This window comes from Fusibacter sp. 3D3 (assembly GCF_001748365.1).
Taxonomy (GTDB): domain Bacteria; phylum Bacillota; class Clostridia; order Peptostreptococcales; family Acidaminobacteraceae; genus Fusibacter_A.
The window spans coordinates 230,065-247,337 of record NZ_BDHH01000001.1 but is presented as its reverse complement, the minus strand read 5'-3'; the positions used below and the strand labels follow the sequence as shown (position 1 = coordinate 247,337).

Here is a 17,273-nt window from a genome sequence, read left to right as displayed (position 1 = left end):
GGACGTATTATCTAATAATTGCAAGTTAAGAAAATAAAAAACTCAGTTTAAGGAGCGTAAGCAATGAAAGACAGAAATATTTCCTTAGCGGTTATCAGGCGTTTGCCCAAATATCATCGCTATTTAAAAGAATTATTGGACAATGACATCAAGAGAATTTCCTCCAAGGAGCTGAGTAAAATTATAGGCTTCACTGCTTCTCAAATCAGGCAGGATTTAAACAATTTTGGGGGATTTGGACAACAGGGCTATGGCTACAATGTTGAAGATCTCTACAATGAAATCGGTAAAATTCTGGGGCTTACCAGAAACTATAATACCGTAATCGTGGGTGCAGGGAACTTAGGACAGGCACTCGCTAATTATACAAGTTTTGATCGTTTAGGCTTTAAGTTAAAAGGTTTATTTGATATCAATCCTAAAATCATTGGTCTTACCATCAATGATGTTAAAGTAATCGATATGGACGCCTTTGAAACTTTTGTCAATGAGAACAATGTTGAGATTGTCTATATTTGTACCAACCGAGATGGTGCGCAAGACGTTGCAGATCGAATTCAGAAAACCAACATTAAGGCGATTTGGAACTTTGCTCCAATCGATTTAAAAGTCAAAGAGGATATAATTGTTGAAAATGTACATTTAATTGACAATTTACTCACACTTTCTTATTTTTTAAAGGCATAATCTGAAAAAGGACTGTGTTGTGAAAATAAATTGTTAAAAAACTGAAAAAGTAATGGGACAAGGATGACCTTGTCTCTTTTTTTTGGTAAAATAACACTAGGGATTGTCACACAAAAAAATAGGGAGGTTTAAAAACATGAAAGAAGTTGTAATTGTTAGTGCCGTTAGAACGGCGGTAGGTTCCTTTGGAGGAGCCCTTAAAGAGATTCATCCAGCAGATTTAGGCGCAATAGTGATCAAGGGTGCTCTAGAGAGAATTGGACTTGAGCCAGAAAAAGTAGACGAAGTACTCCTTGGATCGGTATTACAAGCAAGTCATGGACAAGGGATTGCAAGACAAGCATGGATTAAAAATGGTTACCCCGTAGAAGTACCCTGTACCACTGTGAACATGATTTGTGGATCTGGTCTTAAAACAGTTTCTTTAGCAGTTCAATCCATTATTGCAGGCGACAATGATGTTGTCATCGCCGGTGGTACTGAAAACATGAGCATGGCACCTTATGCGCTTAAGAGTACGCGTTGGGGACAACGTATGGGCAATGGCGAAATTTGTGATGTTATGGTGAACGATGGCCTATGGGATGCGTTTAACAACTACCACATGGGTGTTACTGCAGAAAATGTTGCTGAAAAATGGGGCATTACTAGAGAAGCGCAAGATGAGTTTGCTTACATTTCTCAAAAGAGAGCAGCTGAAGCAAGAGCAAGTGGAAAGTTCAAAGATGAGATTATTCCTGTAATGATTCCTCAGAGAAAAGGGGATCCAATTTGCTTTGATCAAGATGAGTACATCAAGGAAACTTCACCAGAGCAGCTCGCAAAACTTAAACCTGCTTTCAAAAAAGAGGGCGGTACAGTGACTGCAGGAAATGCATCTGGTATCAATGATGGGGCGTCGTGCGTAATCGTCATGAGTAAAGAAAAAGCAGATGAACTCGGCCTTAAACCGCTTTGTACAATTGTTTCTCATGCGTCCGCTGGCGTAGATCCTTCTATCATGGGCGTTGGCCCGATTCCAGCAACGCAAAAAGCACTTAAAAAAGCGCATTTGACTGTGGCCGATTTAGATGTCATTGAAGCGAATGAAGCCTTTGCTGCACAAGCATTAGCGGTGGTTAAAGAGCTTGGTTTAGATAAAAGCAAAGTGAATGTCAATGGGGGTGCAATCGCAATCGGTCATCCGATTGGTGCATCTGGTAATAGAATTTTTGTGACGCTCATTCACGAGATGATGAAACAAGATGCTAAATACGGTTTAGCGACACTTTGTATCGGCGGCGGTATGGGCGAAGCGGTTATCGTCAAGAGATAATAAGCTGTAAAGCCTTAAGAAATCTGGACGACACGAGCACTCTAGAGGATGGCATATGGCAAATTATACAAGAGAAATTTCGCATATGATGGATCGAATGCTGATCAAGATTATGTCACAAGATAAAAATGGATTTTATCCATCAGAATTGATTCATCAAATGAGCTTATTGGATATACTGCTGATTAAAACCGTGGGAGAAGTTTCCCAGATTCAGTTGAGTGTGATGATTAAAACATTGGAACTGGATCGCAACTTAATCGACGTTTCTGTAAAAAATCTGATCCGTATGAAGCTCGTTAAAAAGAAAAAAGGTGAAGTTGATCAAAGAGAAAAATGGATAGAACTTACAGAATCGGGTGAAAATCTTTTTAGGACACTTCTCGATGCACAGCTTTCTGAGATGGAATTTATCTTAAATGATATCACCATAAATGAAGAAAAGACCATATTGAAATTTTTAAGTAAAATAGTCCAGTACCATACAGAAAAATACGATCTCAATAAGGGTTAGAGGGTTCGTTCGAAACTGGATTTTGATACGCTAACGCATAATCAAAACTAAAAAAGCCTAAAGGTCACAGGGTGACTTTTAGGCTCTTTCTTTGTGATTTCAGCTTAAATTACTCAGGTTGAGGTGCATCAACTGGACAAACATTTGCACAAGCACCACAATCTATACATTCTGAGCTGATAACATAAATGCTATCACCAGCAGAAATTGCGTTAACTGGACATTCTGGCTCGCAAGCGCCACATGAAATACAAGAATCATTAATTACGTACATGGGAAGTACCTCCTCATTATATTTAACTTTAATTTCAAGTCATGCTATCATTATAATACTCAAAAAAACGCTTGAACAACAAAAAAAAAAGAAAAAGTAATAAAATACCGTTAAGTATATTGAAAATCATTATCAATTAACAAAGGGCATAAAATTAGATTTGTAAAAAAGAAGGCTTTTCTTATCTAAAATTGAGGTGTACGCCCCCTGCGGAATTTGGTCCCGCAGGGGGATATTTGGAGTCCCGAAAGTATACAGAAAAATTCACAACTGTTGCAAAAAATTTATAGTTTTATGCCTTTTTTTAGTTTACACTATTAAAGGGATATGTTAAAATTTACTCGTTAGGACGATTAACAAAATTTTAACAAACTTTAAGGGTAAGAAAAAATTTGGTTGCTGACAACCGCGAGGGAACCCCCTCAAAATCATTTTAAAGGAGATGTTTGAAATGAAGTATATTGAAGAGGTATTTGAACAAGTTAAAATGAGAAATGCTAACGAACCAGAATTTTTACAAGCAGTGGAAGAAGTTTTCAAATCTTTAGAACCTGTATTAGCAAAACATCCAGAGTACATTGAAGCCAACTTATTAGCAAGATTTGCAGAACCAGAAAGACAAATCACTTTTAGAGTACCTTGGGTGGATGATGCTGGTAAACTTCAAGTCAATAGAGGCTTTAGAGTTCAATTCAATGGCGCTATYGGACCTTACAAAGGTGGTTTAAGATTCCACAAATCGGTATACATCGGCATCGTTAAGTTCTTAGGGTTCGAGCAAATYTTGAAAAACTCATTAACTGGCTTGCCTATCGGTGGCGGTAAAGGGGGTTCAGACTTCGATCCAAATGGTAAATCTAATGCAGAAGTTATGAGRTTTTGCCAAAGCTTCATGACTGAATTATATAGACATATTGGACCAGACGTTGACGTTCCAGCAGGGGACATCGGTGTAGGCGGAAGAGAAATCGGATTCTTATATGGTCAATACAGAAGAATTAAAGGCGTTTTCGAAAATGGCGTTTTAACAGGAAAAGGTTTATCTTATGGGGGTTCATTAATCAGACCAGAAGCAACAGGMTTTGGTGTCACATACTTCACAAGAGAAATGTTAAAAGCTAAAGGCGAAACTTTCGAAGGCAAAACAGTTGCATTATCAGGATTTGGTAACGTYACTTGGGGTACRGCKATCAAAGTAACWGAACTTGGCGGAAAAGTCATCACGATTTCAGGTCCAGACGGATACATYTTAGACGAAGCGGGTATTGCTGGTGAGAAAATTGATTTCTTATTAGAGTTAAGAGCAAGCGGCAAAGACATCGTAGCACCTTATGCAGAGAAATTTGCAGGTTCTAAATTCTTCGCAGGCGAAAGACCATGGGGCGTTAAGGCAGATATCGTCATCCCATGTGCAACTCAAAACGAAATCAGACTTGAGCACGCTCAGCAAATCGTAGCAAACGGCGTAAAATTCCTTTGTGAAGCCTCTAATATGCCATGTACAAACGAAGCGGTTGATTACTTGTTAGAAAAAGGCGTTACTGTAGGACCAGCAAAAGCTGCTAATGCAGGTGGTGTTGCGACATCAGCGCTTGAAATGAGCCAAAACTCAATGAGATTATCATGGACAGAAGCAGAAGTTGATGCTAAATTAGATCAAATCATGACAAACATCCACAAAAATGCTGCAGAAGCTGCTGCTAAATATGGCTTTGGTTATAACTTAGTTGCGGGTGCAAACATTGCTGGTTTTGTTAAAGTGGCTGAAGCTATGATGGCTCAAGGCAACTATTAATCCATTGCTCTGAAACAATAGCATTATTTAGAATAGCATTATTTAAGAGAGGAGTTTCTCATGAAATATTTTAATTTGCCAACACAGATTAACAAATTTGATGACTTCAAAAGTTTCGCCGAAGCATTTTCAATAGGTGAAAAAGACTTGGTTTTGACCCATCAATTTTTATATGACCCCTATATGAAGGCCTTAAATTTAAAATCAGACTTTGTTATGCAAGAGCAGTTCGGTGCTGGTGAACCGTCTGATGAAATGGTCGACAAAATTCATGAAACCGTAAAGGCGAAACCATATGACCGTGTCATCGCGGTGGGCGGTGGAACGGTAATTGACATCGCTAAACTGTTGATTTTTAAAGATGTGACCAATACTTTGGACATGTTTGAAGGCAACATCAAGCTTATTAAAGATAAAGAACTCATCATCGTGCCAACCACATGCGGGACAGGTAGCGAGGTGACGAATTTATCCATTGTTGAAGTGAAGTCAAAACATACTAAAATGGGTTTAGCCATGGATGAACTCTATGCAAACCACGCCGTATTGATCCCTGAATTGCTCAAAGGGTTACCGTATAACTTCTTTATATTTAGTGCGATTGATGCTTTGATCCATGCGATTGAATCTTATGTATCCCCTAAGGCTAATGAATTTACACAAATGATCAGTATGAGAGCAATAGACACGCTGATGAAAGGTTTTATGGCAATTGTTGAGAACGGCCCTGATCATCGTCAAGAACTTTTAGAAGATTTTATTTTGGCAAGTAATTTTGCTGGGATTGCCTTTGGAAATGCGGGCGTAGGTGCTGTTCATGCGTTATCTTATCCACTTGGTGCGGCTTTTCATGTACCACATGGTGAAGCAAATTATCAGTTTTTCACAGAAGTTTTTAAAGTTTATAATAAAAAGAATCCAAATGGCAAGATTGACCCCTTAAATGCTGCATTAGCCTCTATATTAGGTGTGGCAAAAGAAGAGGTTTACAATGCGATCGAAAAGGTGCTTGATAATCTTTTGAGTAAAAAGCCACTTAAAGAATATGGTATGAAAGAGGCAGAAATTCAAGGTTTTACAACCAGTGTCATTGAAAAGCAACAAAGACTTCTTGCAAACAACTATGTGCCATTATCTGAAGATGAAATTTTGAATATCTACAAGCGCTTATTCTAAAACGAAGCATGTATTGATGATCAAAAGGAGGCCATTTTGGATTTCAAAACGATATCACTGTTCAAAGAAGCTGGAATCGCGGTTGCTAAGATTACACGCGAGGATGAATGCAAGATATTCCACAGCTTGTTGTTTAAAGAACTGATGAAATTGGTGGAATGGGTTGAACTGGATGCTGAAGTCGACGTCCTCATCATAACGGGTGAAGGTGATATTTTTGCAGATGGGGTTGAGCTCTCTGAGATGATTGAGATGCATTCTAGGCGTTCGCTTATTTTTGGAGATGTAAGAACAGCAGCCTTTAGATCAATCGAAAAGATGCGTAAACCGACGATTGCAGCGATTAACGGGCTCACCTTAGGGAGTGGTTGTGAACTTGCACTGTGTTGCGATATGCGTATTGCCAATGAAAAAGCTCAGTTTGGCAGACCAGAATTGTGGTTCAATATTATATCGGGGTTTAAAGGAAAACAACGGTTTTTAAAGTTTATCAGTACAAATAGAGTAGAAGAATTGGTGTACACGGGGGGACTCTTAGATGCCAAAGAAGCCCTAAAGTTAGGGCTCGTCAACTGCGTTGTGGGGTGTGATGAACTTATGAACAAGGCAGTCCACGCTGCTAAAAACATGCAGACATATGGCCATGTTGACGTTATGAAATATTAAAAGCAAAAAAATGAAATACCCATAAAAAAGGGTGGTAAGTTGTGAAAATACATGACTCACCACCTTTTTGATGTTCATAGGATATAAAGTAATTAATCCTTTATACTTTGGCGCTTACGCACAAAGGTGGCGGGTGAAATTCCCAGTGCTTTTGCAGCAGCTCTAACATTGCCATATTGAGTATAGGCTTGCGTTAAAAGCTTTTCTTCCACAATGCGGATTGCCTTATCTAGAGGCATAATATCGGCATCCATAAACAATGTGGCAGAAGCGCCCATGGCTGTGATGGTACTTGATAAATCATCGGTCTTAATTTGATTGCTGTTCGCCATGACTGCAGCGCGTTCAACAATGTTCCCCAGTTCACGCACATTACCAGGCCAATCATAAGCATAAAGGACGTCCAAGGTGTCGCGGGTAAATGTTTTATCCCAGTTGTATTTTTTGTTGATATTTTTCAGAAAATGGTTAGCGAGTGGAAAAATATCCAATTTTCGTTCCCTCAAAGGTGGAATGGCAATTGGGATGACGTTCAAACGGTAGAATAAATCTTCGCGAAAGCGCTTAGTTTTCACCATTTCGGTTAAATTTTGGTTTGTTGCAGAAATAATACGGATATCAATGGAAATGGGGTGAGCGCCGCCTACCTTTGTAATTTCTTGTTCTTGAAGGACACGAAGCAGTTTGACTTGAAGATCAAGAGAGAGTTCACCAACTTCATCTAAGAAAAAGGTGCCGCCATCAGCCACTTCAAACAACCCTTTTTTACCGTTTGCGCTTGCACCTGTAAAAGCGCCTTTCTCATAACCAAAAAGTTCCGATTCAATCAAATTAGGCGGGATGGCACCGCAATTGATTTTAATGAACGAACGGTCATGTCGAGGACTATTCTTATGTATGAACTTGGCGATTTCTTCTTTACCAACCCCACTTTCTCCTAAAATTAAGATCGTCGAATCCAGTTTAGCAACTTTCATTGCAAGATTTAGTATTTCGAGCATTTTGGGATCTTCCGCTTTTAAGCCCGGCGTTTGTAGAAACTGTGCTTTGAGCACTTCGATTTCAGAATGGTATTTTTCAGTCAAAGTTATATTTTCTTCGAGTTTGTTTTTGAGGTCAGACAATTCCGTGATGTCACGTACATTGGTGACAACCATGGTGATATCGCCTTGGTCATTTTTAACAGGCGTGCTTGTAATAAGGCCTTTTCGGCCACTTTTGAAAGTTTGTGATAGGGTGACGGTTTTGCCTGAAGTCAACGCGGAGAGTGAACCCGATTCAGAGATGTAGCCTTCATTTACCAAAACCTTCATGTTTCTTCCAAGCAAATTTTCACGCTTTAACCCTGTAATGCGCTCATAGGATTTATTGATTCTAAGGGTGTTTCCCTTGCCATCGGTGATATAAATACCATCGTAGGAGCATTCAAAAAAAGCATCTAAAACACTGAGCTCATGCATTTTGTTTTTGATGAGCGCAATGTTAAGTGTATCTGTATTAAGAACACCTTTAACTTGACCTTCGTCATTGACAAAAACATATAAATCCATTATAAAGTTCTGAAGGTCTTCAATGAGCATATTCTGGTTGATCGGCGTGAGGTTTCTTGAGGGTAGAGTTGCGAGCGTGTCAGATAATAAAGCACCCCTTGAAAGTGCAACTAATAGACTTTGTTCTATAACAAGGTTAATCAAATGTCCGTGGTCATCGACAACAGGAATGCCAAGTATGGCATCAGAGGCCTCAAAAACATGAATCGCTTCCAATAAAGTGTTTTGTGGTCCTAAAGTAATAGGTGCTTCAGTGAGTAATTCTTTGATTTTCAATCCAATATCCTCCTCAGTGGTTACTAATAAAATTATACCATAAATTCAAGGAGTTCGCATGACGTCATAATTCTAATTTTATATAAAAATAGTAACCCTGTGATACCCGCAAAGGAGCTTGAGTTTTTTTCTAGTTCAAGATATAATCAAATGTAAAAGTATAATGATAGATCTCAATTTTCTATTTAAAAGAGAATTTATTGTAAGTAATTACATATACGCAATGAGTAAAAGTAGGAGTATTGTCAATGAAAACAGAAAACTCAGAAAGAAATATTATGTATGATGCGTTTATCAGTTATAGGCATATTGAACCTGATGTCAGTGTTGCATCCGCCTTATATTTGATGTTTGAGGCTTTTAAAGTACCAAAAGAATATAGAAATGCAGATGGTGCTCAAAAGCTGAATGTGTTTTTAGATCAAGAGGTCTTAGCTTGTGCTCCAGTATTGACGGAGGCAATACGTGAAAACATTAGAAAATCAAGATATCTTATTGTCATTTGTTCTAAAAGAACACCTTTGTCAGATTATGTAATTGATGAAATTGAGGCATTTATCCGTTTTCATGGACCTGAAAAAATCATTCCATTACAAGTTGAGGGAGAGCCTTCTGAATCTTTTCTTAAACCGCATATGGGTGCGAATAATATAAATGTCAGTAGTGAAATGCAGAAGTTTTTTACAAATGAATACTTAGCAGCAGATATTCGACCTGCGAGTGTAAAAAGTAGTGATTTTAAAGGCTATGAGGTTATTGAGAAAGCAAAAAATGATGTGCTTAAGCAACTTAAAAAAGAAACGATTATAAAACTTAAAGAGGAAAAATATAAAATATTTGCTTCAATTTTGGGATGCAATCGCAATGACTTGCGTCAAAGACAACGAGAGAAGCTTATTAAGTTAATAGTAATGGCGATGCTGGGAGTGACTGTTTTGGGTGTATCTTTTGGTGGGTATGCTTATAAGAAAAATTTGAAACTTAATAAAACGAACATGGAACTTAATAATGCGAATATGGAACTCAGTAATACAATTTTAGAACTCAGTAATGCATATAAAGCACTTGAAATTCAAAAAAAAGATACTGAGGACGAGAGAGAGCGTGCAAATATTAATGCAGAAGATGCAATAAATCAAAAAAATATTGCAAATGCAAATGCAGTTGAGGCGGAGATGCAAAAAGAAGTTGCAAATACAAATGCTTTAAAAGCGAAGCAACAATTAGCTTTTTCAACACTCGGGCTTGCAAAACTAGAGATTAAAAATGGGGATCGAATAAAGGCGTCCTTGCTAACTTTAGAAGCATTAAAAAATCTAGACAAGACGATGTTTGAATATAACTTGCTTGCAACTAAAGCTGAAGCAATATTGAACGCAGCATTTGTTAGAAATATTGGAGATATGGTCACTACTTTAAATAGTACATCTGATATTGAAAATATTGTCGTTAAGAAAAATAATATTATTTCAACCCTATCTGTAGATGGTAACGTAATTGATTGGGATGTTCAAAGTGGTAAAAAAATTAATGAAACAGGTAGGCAAAACCATATTGGCTCTAGGAAAAGTCCATCCAATGGTGCGATGGCATCTGATGGCAAAATTTCTGTTTTAAGGACTGACGTGGGAGATCTTGTTGTTGTTGATAATGTAAATGATGAAATTAAACATGAGCTTATTGGACATACTGCATATGTAAATAGAATTGTGATTAGTCCAAATAAAAAGTACATTGCAACCAGTTCCTATGACGATTCTGTAATAATATGGGATATGAGCTCAGGGGCTTTATTAGAGCAGTTACAGAAAAGATCAAGGAACATATTGGACTTAAATATTAGTCCAAATAGCAAAAAAATGGTAATTTCTTTTGAGGATGGAGCTGTAGAAGTATGGGATATAGAGAGCCGAAATATCGTTAAGGTTTTGAAAAGTCATACATCAGCTGTTAATAGTGTTTGTTTTAGTTCTGATGGAAAATATATTATAACGGGTTCAAAGGATAAAACTGCAAAAGTTTGGGATGTAGAAAGTGGAGAATTGTTAAAAACAATAGAAGATGTTTATTCTGTGAATTGCGCTATTATCTCAAATAATAATAAATACTTGATATTAGGTTCTTATGAGGGTTCTGTTAGTATATTTGATATGGCAAGTGAGCGATTGATAGTAAAAAAGGATATCGATCTGGGTAGCAAAATTAGAATAACCTCAAGTAGTGAGGGGCAGTATATCGTTGCCTGGGCAGAAGATAGTAGTAAGGCATATGTTTTTGATGTAGTTGGTTCAATAGAGAAGTATACTGAACAAAATTTGTATTATGGAACGTCAAGTTTAGCGATTAATGCCAATAGAAATGAATATTATGTTGGGTTAAGAGATAAAAAATTGAGAATATGCAATTTGAGTGATGGCATGTTATTAAGAAGCATTGACGATATAGGGAGTATTATTTATTCAATATCTGTCAGTCAAAATGGAGATTATTTTGTAACAGGTCAATCAGATGGTTCTGTAGGTATTTATGATTCGAAAACGCTAACATTATTGAAACGCCTAGAGGGACATAAAGGTGAAGTGTACTGTACTACAATTAGTTCAGATGCCAAAATGATTGTTTCTGGCGGCAAGGGTTCAATCATATTACACAATATAGAAACGGGTGTCATTATGGGTAGATTGGACTATTTAGGTGGACAAGTGAAAAGCGTGGCCATAACTCAGGACACCAAATTTATTGGGATGGGATTATCAGATGGAAATATAATAATATGGAACACGGTTAACGGAGATAAAATAAAGCTGAGTGGACATTTTTCCGCTGTAAGTGCCATTGAATTCAGCCCCGATGAAAAAAGGCTTATTACGGGATCTTACGACGAACAAGTCATAATATGGGAGGTGCCAAGTTATAAAATTTTAAAAGAAATAAGAGATCCTATTGATGGTGATGCCGTAAATAATGTCGTATACAGTCATGATGGTCGCAAAATAATTGTAGCATATAGAAATGGAAATATAATTGGTATGGATTCTGATAACTATGAAAAACTGATGGTGTTAAAAAGTACATCAAGTAATGCACTAACTGCAATCAGCGATGATGGAACTGAAATTGTTGCTGGCTATGCAGATGGGGGAACAATAATCTGGCCCTGCCTGACACTGAATGAACTCATATCAACTGCTAATAGTCAACTAAATGGACGTACACTTACTTCAGATGATTTTTAAATTACTATATAATATCACTAGTGTTGCATAAAAAAAATTAACAGAAAGTCAAGTATTTTTTTGAATTAAATAATATGGTAAACTAGGAATGAGTATAAAAATAGTTCTTGCTCAAAATTTTTCTAAACTATCTTGAATAAAGAAAGGATAAAAAAATATGAACAAGAACACCRCWATTAATTYTATCATAAATTCATTACAAGAGTCACTAACAATTTTAAAATCTTTTGKAATTGATAAGTATATCAAGAAATTGACCAGTTCACGATTTATTTCGCTTATGATATTTGCTCAAATTATGGAATTTGAATCAGTCAGAGCACTATCAAAACACTTGAATAGTTCAGTTGCCTTACAAAATGCCATAGGTCTTGAGTCCGCAAGTCATTCACAAATTTCTAGAAAATTGAACAGTCTCAATCCAAATCATATGAAGCAGATGTTTAATCAAGTCGTCAAAGATGCACATATCTATTTGAAGCCAAATGCAGTTAAATCCTCTWTAGGTAATTTGTATATGATTGATTCATCAACGATAAGTATGTGTATAACTCAGTATCCATGGGCMGATTTTCGAAAAACAAAAAGTGGGATCAAGCTCCATTTGCGATTGAAATTTTGCGATGATATTAGTTTGCCAGATAAAGCGATCATAACGAATGCACGTCCAGCAGATAAAAAGCAAATGGACAATTTGGTGATATCCGAAGAAGGTGCTATCAATGTAATGGACCGCGCTTATGTGGATTATAAGAAATTTGATATTTACTGTGAACAAAAGATTTACTTTGTAACACGGTTAAAATCAAATTCAATCATTGAAAAAGTACAAACATTTAAAACAGAGGAAAATAGTGTCGTTATCAGTGATGAAAAAGTGCTTTTGGGTAATCTAACAACCAAAATGAAAAATCATGTGAGACTTATAAAAACATTGGACTTAAAGGGAAATCTTCTTGTGATCCTCACCAATAATTTTGATAAGAAAGCAGAAGAAATAGCTGATATTTATAGGTTGCGCTGGAAAATCGAATTGTTTTTCAAATGGATAAAACAGCATTGTCGAATAAAAGTGTTCTATGGGAAAAGTGCCAACGCTGTGGAAAACCAAATATTTATTGCACTTATTACCTACTGTCTTTTGATTCTGGCGAAACTTAAAGAAGACTATAATGGCTCATTACTGACGTTTGTAAGAATACTGAAAGCCTGTATTTTCAATCCGTTTGGAGACTTCTTAGCTGAATTAAGAAAACGGCCATCAAAGACTTCAAAGGGCAGGCGAAAAAATAACTATATACAAGAATTTGATAGAATCTGCGAATATTTCGAAAAAATTGAACTGGAAAACGATATACACTAATTTAATCCAATAGTAAAATGTCACTTTATGAAAAAATTTGAGCAAGAACTATTTTAGCTTAGCTGCTATTTTTTTTCATTTGCAGAACGACATTAAATGTGATTGTTAACCATAAAAAACTTATAATGTATATATATTTTTTTGTTTATAGGCTTGACATGAGCAATTATTTTTTATGCAACACTAGTGATATAATATGAAAAAAATGTATATGAACAGCGGTTAAGTAGTCATTATTCAGAGGATTTAACAGTTGGCAAATTATGAGCTATCGGCATGCGGATTTTCACATGATGATAGCTCATAACTGCATTATACTGAACAAACAACAAGAATCCATATTATTGCAATGCTCATCTGAAGCAAGTAATTGATTAAACCAAAGCGAAGATAGGAGAGAATATTCCATATTAGATGGGTTCCGTTAGAACTACAGATGTTAGCTTCATTTACTTTCTCACTAAGGATAAATCCAGCAGTGGCACTCCACATAAAAAATGAACTGCCTGCACAAATACTTGCAGCATAAGCAATTGCTACCCAGGTTGTCTGTGAAGCAAATGGTCCATTACAAAGTTGGACAATGATGGGCATTATGGCTGCAGCAGCTGGACCAGCACTGAAAATTCCGGAACAGATGGAGGTCATTAGCATGATGATGATTAAGAGTAACATTGGATTTTGAATGTGCCCTTGTAAGGTATAAGCTAAATTAGCGAGAATACCTGTCTGACTTATAACAGTTGCAAAGTATAGAAAAGATGCAATTAAGAGCACTGATTTCAAATTGATATCTTGTAAGACCGGCACACGCTTCAAGGCGCAAAATGCAGCGGCGCAAACATATCCAAGAATAGCAATGATCTCAGGAGGAATCGTATTTTGATCAATTAAACTCCATGCAAGAAACATGCTCGCGAAAATCAGACAGATGGGGCCCAATAAATCCCAGCGAACTTTAACATATTTATATTGACTTTGTAAGAAGGATACTGCTAGCTCTCGTGCATGTTCGCCGTCAGGTTCTTCTTTGATGAATCGAGTCCAAAAGAAAATGATAATAATACTTGTGACAGCGAAAAGTGGGAACGCATGGCTTACATAACCTAAAAAGGTTGTAATACCTGAGGTCATAATTACAATGGCGGGAAAATCACCAATAGGACTTGCTGCTCCACCGGTATTGCTAAGAGCTAAAATAATACTAAATAAGACGTTGATGTAATGACGATCTACATCAATTGCTTTTAAGAGTACAAAAATAATTGGAAGGATCATCATAACGGCGGTGATATTGTTCAAGGTTGAACTGATAAGAAACATGAGTATACCAAAAAGTGCAGCAATGATCCGCTTATGTCCTTTTGATTTGACAGCTAATTTTGTTGCTAGAAATTCCATGATTCCAGTACGAGCAATTAAATTTGTAAAGAGTTCCATAATCATCAGAATTATAATCACGTCATATGAATAGTTGGACATAATTTTTTTTACAGGAATGCGGCAGAATAAACTTAAAATAGTTGCTGACATGAAAATGGTGCATATGGCAATGCCAGCTCTAGCACCTTTTGGAAACAGGTTTTCGAGTAAGGTTTTTCTTGATACGGTTTCACCTGATAATCTATTAGGTTGATTGTGCTTGCATTGTTTAATATCAGAATTGATCATTGAACATTACCTCCTTATATAGTTCCACCCATTGAAATGGACGCGAAACTGAATTTTCTGAGCAAGGAATAAAAATTTTTCGACCCATAAACGAGCTATATCGCTCCATAAGCCTATAAAAGCGTGGAAGGAGCATTGCACGTGAATTATTTTCAAATCCAAATGCAATAATTGCACTACTGCTGGGTAAAAAATTATCTGGATAGAAAGGCTCTTTTAAAAAGGACACATTAACTCCAGGAGGCATATTGTTTTGAATACGTTCAACCACAACTGGTTCCAAATCACATGGAAGTGCTATTATTATATGATGTTGGCTATTTCGAGCTGCAAGACGTTCAATTAAAGCAAGTTCTGGGGATATAAAGAGTAGATTTTGCTTTGGACAATTCTCCAGTTTTTCAACAATATCAGAGATGCGAGATTGGATATCATCCTCTGCACACATGGGCAATTCCATAAGAATTTGTTCGGAGACGATAGTGTCAATTAGATGTGGCTGAATTAGCTGCATGGTCTCAAAAAAACCAATTTCTTCTATAGTTGAAATAACATTATTCATGTGGTTTCCTCCTGTTCGGTGTTATTATTTTTCAAGTTTTTGATCATCATGGCGGTTAGTATAATCATTTCATCTGGAGCGGTGCTAAGCACCGCCATGATAGAATCCTCATTATCAGGGAAAATAGACTTCAATTTATGCTTTAATTGACCCAACACGGGGGATTCAAAACGCATATTCATTTAAAACACCTCTCTTTCTTCTGTTAGAGAATGGGTTTCCTGCCAAGTTTGCAGTTGAAGGAAAAACAAGACTTTTATTTCAGGTGGAGCGCTTTCAATAATGGTCCAGACAGCAGATGTAGTATCTGGATCTTCAAATATTTGTGCCATGTCTTTGAAATCATTTTCATCTGGGACAAGCGTAAGAATTTGGTTGCGTTTATGAGGGGGAAGCGGTGATGTGATGTGGTTTCCATCGTTTGTTTTTCTGATATTCATTTTCATGAGGAACCTCCTAATCAAATTTAAATTTATAATCAAGCAGTCATTTGCTGATTAGCAATGGATTTTGGGTCAATGTCGATCACTTTTTGACATCGATTCATAATTTCAGGATTGTGTGAGATATAAAGTATTGCGCTGTTTTGCTGCTTGGCCCAATTTTCGATTTCGAATAAAATGAGTTGTGTAGTATGGGCATCAATATTTGCAGTAGACTCATCTAATATTAGTAATTGGAAACTGTGTAAAAATGTTCGAGCAAGTGATAGCCTCTGCTTTTGGCCGGCGGATAGATTATTTGCATCCTCATATATTGGGTGATCCAACGGATTTCCAAATTTCTCAAGTTCGAGGTATAGCTGAACCTTCTGTAATGCTCTTTTCAATGTTGAATCGGTTACAAATTCTGTAATGCCATAAAGAAGGTTGTCTCGAACGGTCCCTTGGAAGAAAAGTGTTCGTTGTGGGACATAGAAAATGTTGCTTGAAAGTGCTTCAGATGATAATTTTTTAATTTGAATGGCATGCAAGAAAATCTCTCCAGTGTAAGGATAATAGCCTTTTAGTGCACGTACTACAGAAGTCTTACCGCAACCAGTTGGACCATTGAGTATAGCAATATCGCCTGAAACGAGAGTGAAGTTGGGTGGCTTCGAAATTGTTTGCCTTTTGTTTGGTTCTTGAATCTCACAATTGGATACATAAAGGAGAGTGTTAGAATCTTTACTTGGAATGATCGTTTTGTTAATAAAAACAACGTCCTCTTGTTGATGTAGTATTTCCGTCAAAATTTTGGATTTGATTTGACAACTAACGAGTTCATCCATACATCGATATATACCTTCAGCGGGTGCGATTAACTGTTGAAAGAGCAATGCAATTGTGAAAGTCATACTGCTTGGTATTTGATTTTGCTGTGTGTAAATAAAGCAAATAAACAGCAGAGTAGCAAAACATATTATTTGAGTTGTTTTTTTGACACTGTCAAAGCTCCCCATGAATAGATGATGTTTGCTTTCGATATCCTGAATTTTCACAGCAAATGGTGTAAGTCGTTTATACTCAAAATTATCACCGTTTAGGCTTCGGATTAATTCAATATTTTGAATTGATTGACAAAATAAACCGTCTAATGAAGCTTTCTTCGATATTATTTGCTCTCGAATCCCATTTTGTGATTTTATCTGAAAGTTGCTGATTAGAATTGATAAGAACAAATAAAGAATCATGACAATAGAAAAAACTTTAGGTGCGTGATTCAAAACCTCAATAATAACCATGATACAGGTCAGAACAGCTGGAACGATGTCGTTTGAAAATAATCTGAGCAACTGGCTGAAACCGGCAGTTGCCTGATTTACCTGAGCGGTAAGCTCACCACTCATCGATTGACTATAAAAGCTAACGGGCAATCGAAGTAATTTATGCATACTTTCAATTCTCAGAAGGCGTTCCTGCCTTGAAATCATACAGTCAGCAGTAACTCGACGAAGTTGACTTAGAATTTCAGAAGAGAATAGAAGTAGTACTAATTTCACAACTTGTTTGGATGTTTCTGTAGATTGGGTAGAAATAAGGACGCATGCTTCGCTTAAATAGATTGGACAAAGAGCATACATTCCAGCATTTAAACTTGAATTGAGAATTAAAATTAGTAATATGATTTTTGTCTTTGTATCCATGAGGGAAATATAGGATGTCCATACTCTAATGCGTTTTTGTCTGTTCGTCATTGTTTTCCTCCT

Annotated in this window: 15 protein-coding genes; 8 read left to right on the top strand and 7 right to left on the bottom strand. The window is 36.7% G+C overall.

Going from position 1 to position 17,273, the window contains the following annotated elements; genetic code table 11:
- Positions 1-63 precede the first annotated feature (63 nt).
- The 3 genes from F3D3_RS01035 (at position 64) to F3D3_RS01025 (ending at position 2,516) form a co-directional block, all read left to right on the top strand.
- A complete protein-coding gene (locus F3D3_RS01035; RefSeq protein ID WP_069870353.1) occupies positions 64-687 on the top strand; it encodes a redox-sensing transcriptional repressor Rex in 624 nt (207 codons plus the stop codon).
- A gap of 136 nt (positions 688-823) precedes the next feature.
- Positions 824-2,002, top strand: a complete 1,179-nt coding sequence (locus F3D3_RS01030) for an acetyl-CoA C-acetyltransferase (protein ID WP_069870351.1) — start codon at positions 824-826, stop codon at positions 2,000-2,002.
- A 55-nt stretch (positions 2,003-2,057) separates the two neighbouring features.
- Positions 2,058-2,516, top strand: coding sequence for a MarR family winged helix-turn-helix transcriptional regulator (locus tag F3D3_RS01025; protein ID WP_069870349.1), 459 nt, complete (start codon positions 2,058-2,060; stop codon positions 2,514-2,516).
- 109 nt (positions 2,517-2,625) lie between these two features.
- Here F3D3_RS01025 and F3D3_RS01020 read toward each other — a convergent pair whose 3' ends face one another.
- Positions 2,626-2,790: a DUF362 domain-containing protein gene (locus F3D3_RS01020; RefSeq protein WP_069870347.1), complete on the bottom strand. Its 165-nt coding sequence runs from the start codon at positions 2,788-2,790 to the stop codon at positions 2,626-2,628.
- Between the two features lie 451 nt (positions 2,791-3,241).
- On the opposite strand from F3D3_RS01020, the gene gdhA reads away from it, so the two are divergent.
- From gdhA to F3D3_RS01005, 3 genes are read left to right on the top strand one after another with little or no spacing between them, the layout of a single operon-like run.
- On the top strand, positions 3,242-4,585 hold the full coding sequence (gdhA, locus tag F3D3_RS01015) for an NADP-specific glutamate dehydrogenase (protein ID WP_139131980.1): 1,344 nt from the start codon (positions 3,242-3,244) through the stop codon (positions 4,583-4,585).
- Positions 4,586-4,645: 60 nt separating this feature from the next.
- Positions 4,646-5,761, top strand: a complete 1,116-nt coding sequence (locus tag F3D3_RS01010; protein ID WP_069870343.1) for a 4-hydroxybutyrate dehydrogenase — start codon at positions 4,646-4,648, stop codon at positions 5,759-5,761.
- 36 nt (positions 5,762-5,797) lie between these two features.
- Complete coding sequence (locus F3D3_RS01005; protein ID WP_069870341.1) at positions 5,798-6,427, top strand: enoyl-CoA hydratase-related protein; 630 nt, start codon at positions 5,798-5,800, stop codon at positions 6,425-6,427.
- A gap of 92 nt (positions 6,428-6,519) precedes the next feature.
- Here the strand turns inward: F3D3_RS01005 and F3D3_RS01000 are convergent, their stop codons facing one another.
- Positions 6,520-8,253 (bottom strand): sigma-54-dependent Fis family transcriptional regulator, encoded by a 1,734-nt coding sequence (locus F3D3_RS01000; protein ID WP_069870339.1) that lies wholly within the window; start codon positions 8,251-8,253, stop codon positions 6,520-6,522.
- A gap of 248 nt (positions 8,254-8,501) precedes the next feature.
- Between F3D3_RS01000 and F3D3_RS00995 the strand changes: the two genes are divergently transcribed.
- Both F3D3_RS00995 and F3D3_RS00990 read left to right on the top strand, forming a co-directional pair.
- A complete protein-coding gene (locus F3D3_RS00995; RefSeq protein WP_069870337.1) occupies positions 8,502-11,489 on the top strand; it encodes a cytochrome D1 domain-containing protein in 2,988 nt (995 codons plus the stop codon).
- A 157-nt stretch (positions 11,490-11,646) separates the two neighbouring features.
- Complete coding sequence (locus F3D3_RS00990; RefSeq protein ID WP_069870336.1) at positions 11,647-12,852, top strand: IS4 family transposase; 1,206 nt, start codon at positions 11,647-11,649, stop codon at positions 12,850-12,852.
- Positions 12,853-13,164: 312 nt separating this feature from the next.
- Here the strand turns inward: F3D3_RS00990 and F3D3_RS00985 are convergent, their stop codons facing one another.
- Genes F3D3_RS00985 through F3D3_RS00965 form a run of 5 tightly spaced genes read right to left on the bottom strand, consistent with a single transcriptional unit; the run spans position 13,165 to position 17,210 of the window.
- A complete protein-coding gene (locus F3D3_RS00985) occupies positions 13,165-14,523 on the bottom strand; it encodes an SLC13 family permease (protein WP_069870334.1) in 1,359 nt (452 codons plus the stop codon).
- Positions 14,510-15,085: a hypothetical protein gene (locus F3D3_RS00980; protein ID WP_069870332.1), complete on the bottom strand. Its 576-nt coding sequence runs from the start codon at positions 15,083-15,085 to the stop codon at positions 14,510-14,512. The genes F3D3_RS00985 and F3D3_RS00980 overlap by 14 nt, the downstream gene beginning before the upstream one ends.
- Positions 15,082-15,267, bottom strand: coding sequence for a hypothetical protein (locus tag F3D3_RS00975; protein ID WP_069870330.1), 186 nt, complete (start codon positions 15,265-15,267; stop codon positions 15,082-15,084). Before F3D3_RS00975 ends, F3D3_RS00980 begins: the two co-directional genes overlap by 4 nt.
- On the bottom strand, positions 15,268-15,531 hold the full coding sequence (locus F3D3_RS00970; protein ID WP_069870328.1) for a hypothetical protein: 264 nt from the start codon (positions 15,529-15,531) through the stop codon (positions 15,268-15,270).
- A gap of 32 nt (positions 15,532-15,563) precedes the next feature.
- Positions 15,564-17,210: an ABC transporter ATP-binding protein gene (locus tag F3D3_RS00965; protein WP_207645330.1), complete on the bottom strand. Its 1,647-nt coding sequence runs from the start codon at positions 17,208-17,210 to the stop codon at positions 15,564-15,566.
- Between the last annotated feature and the right edge of the window lie 63 nt (positions 17,211-17,273).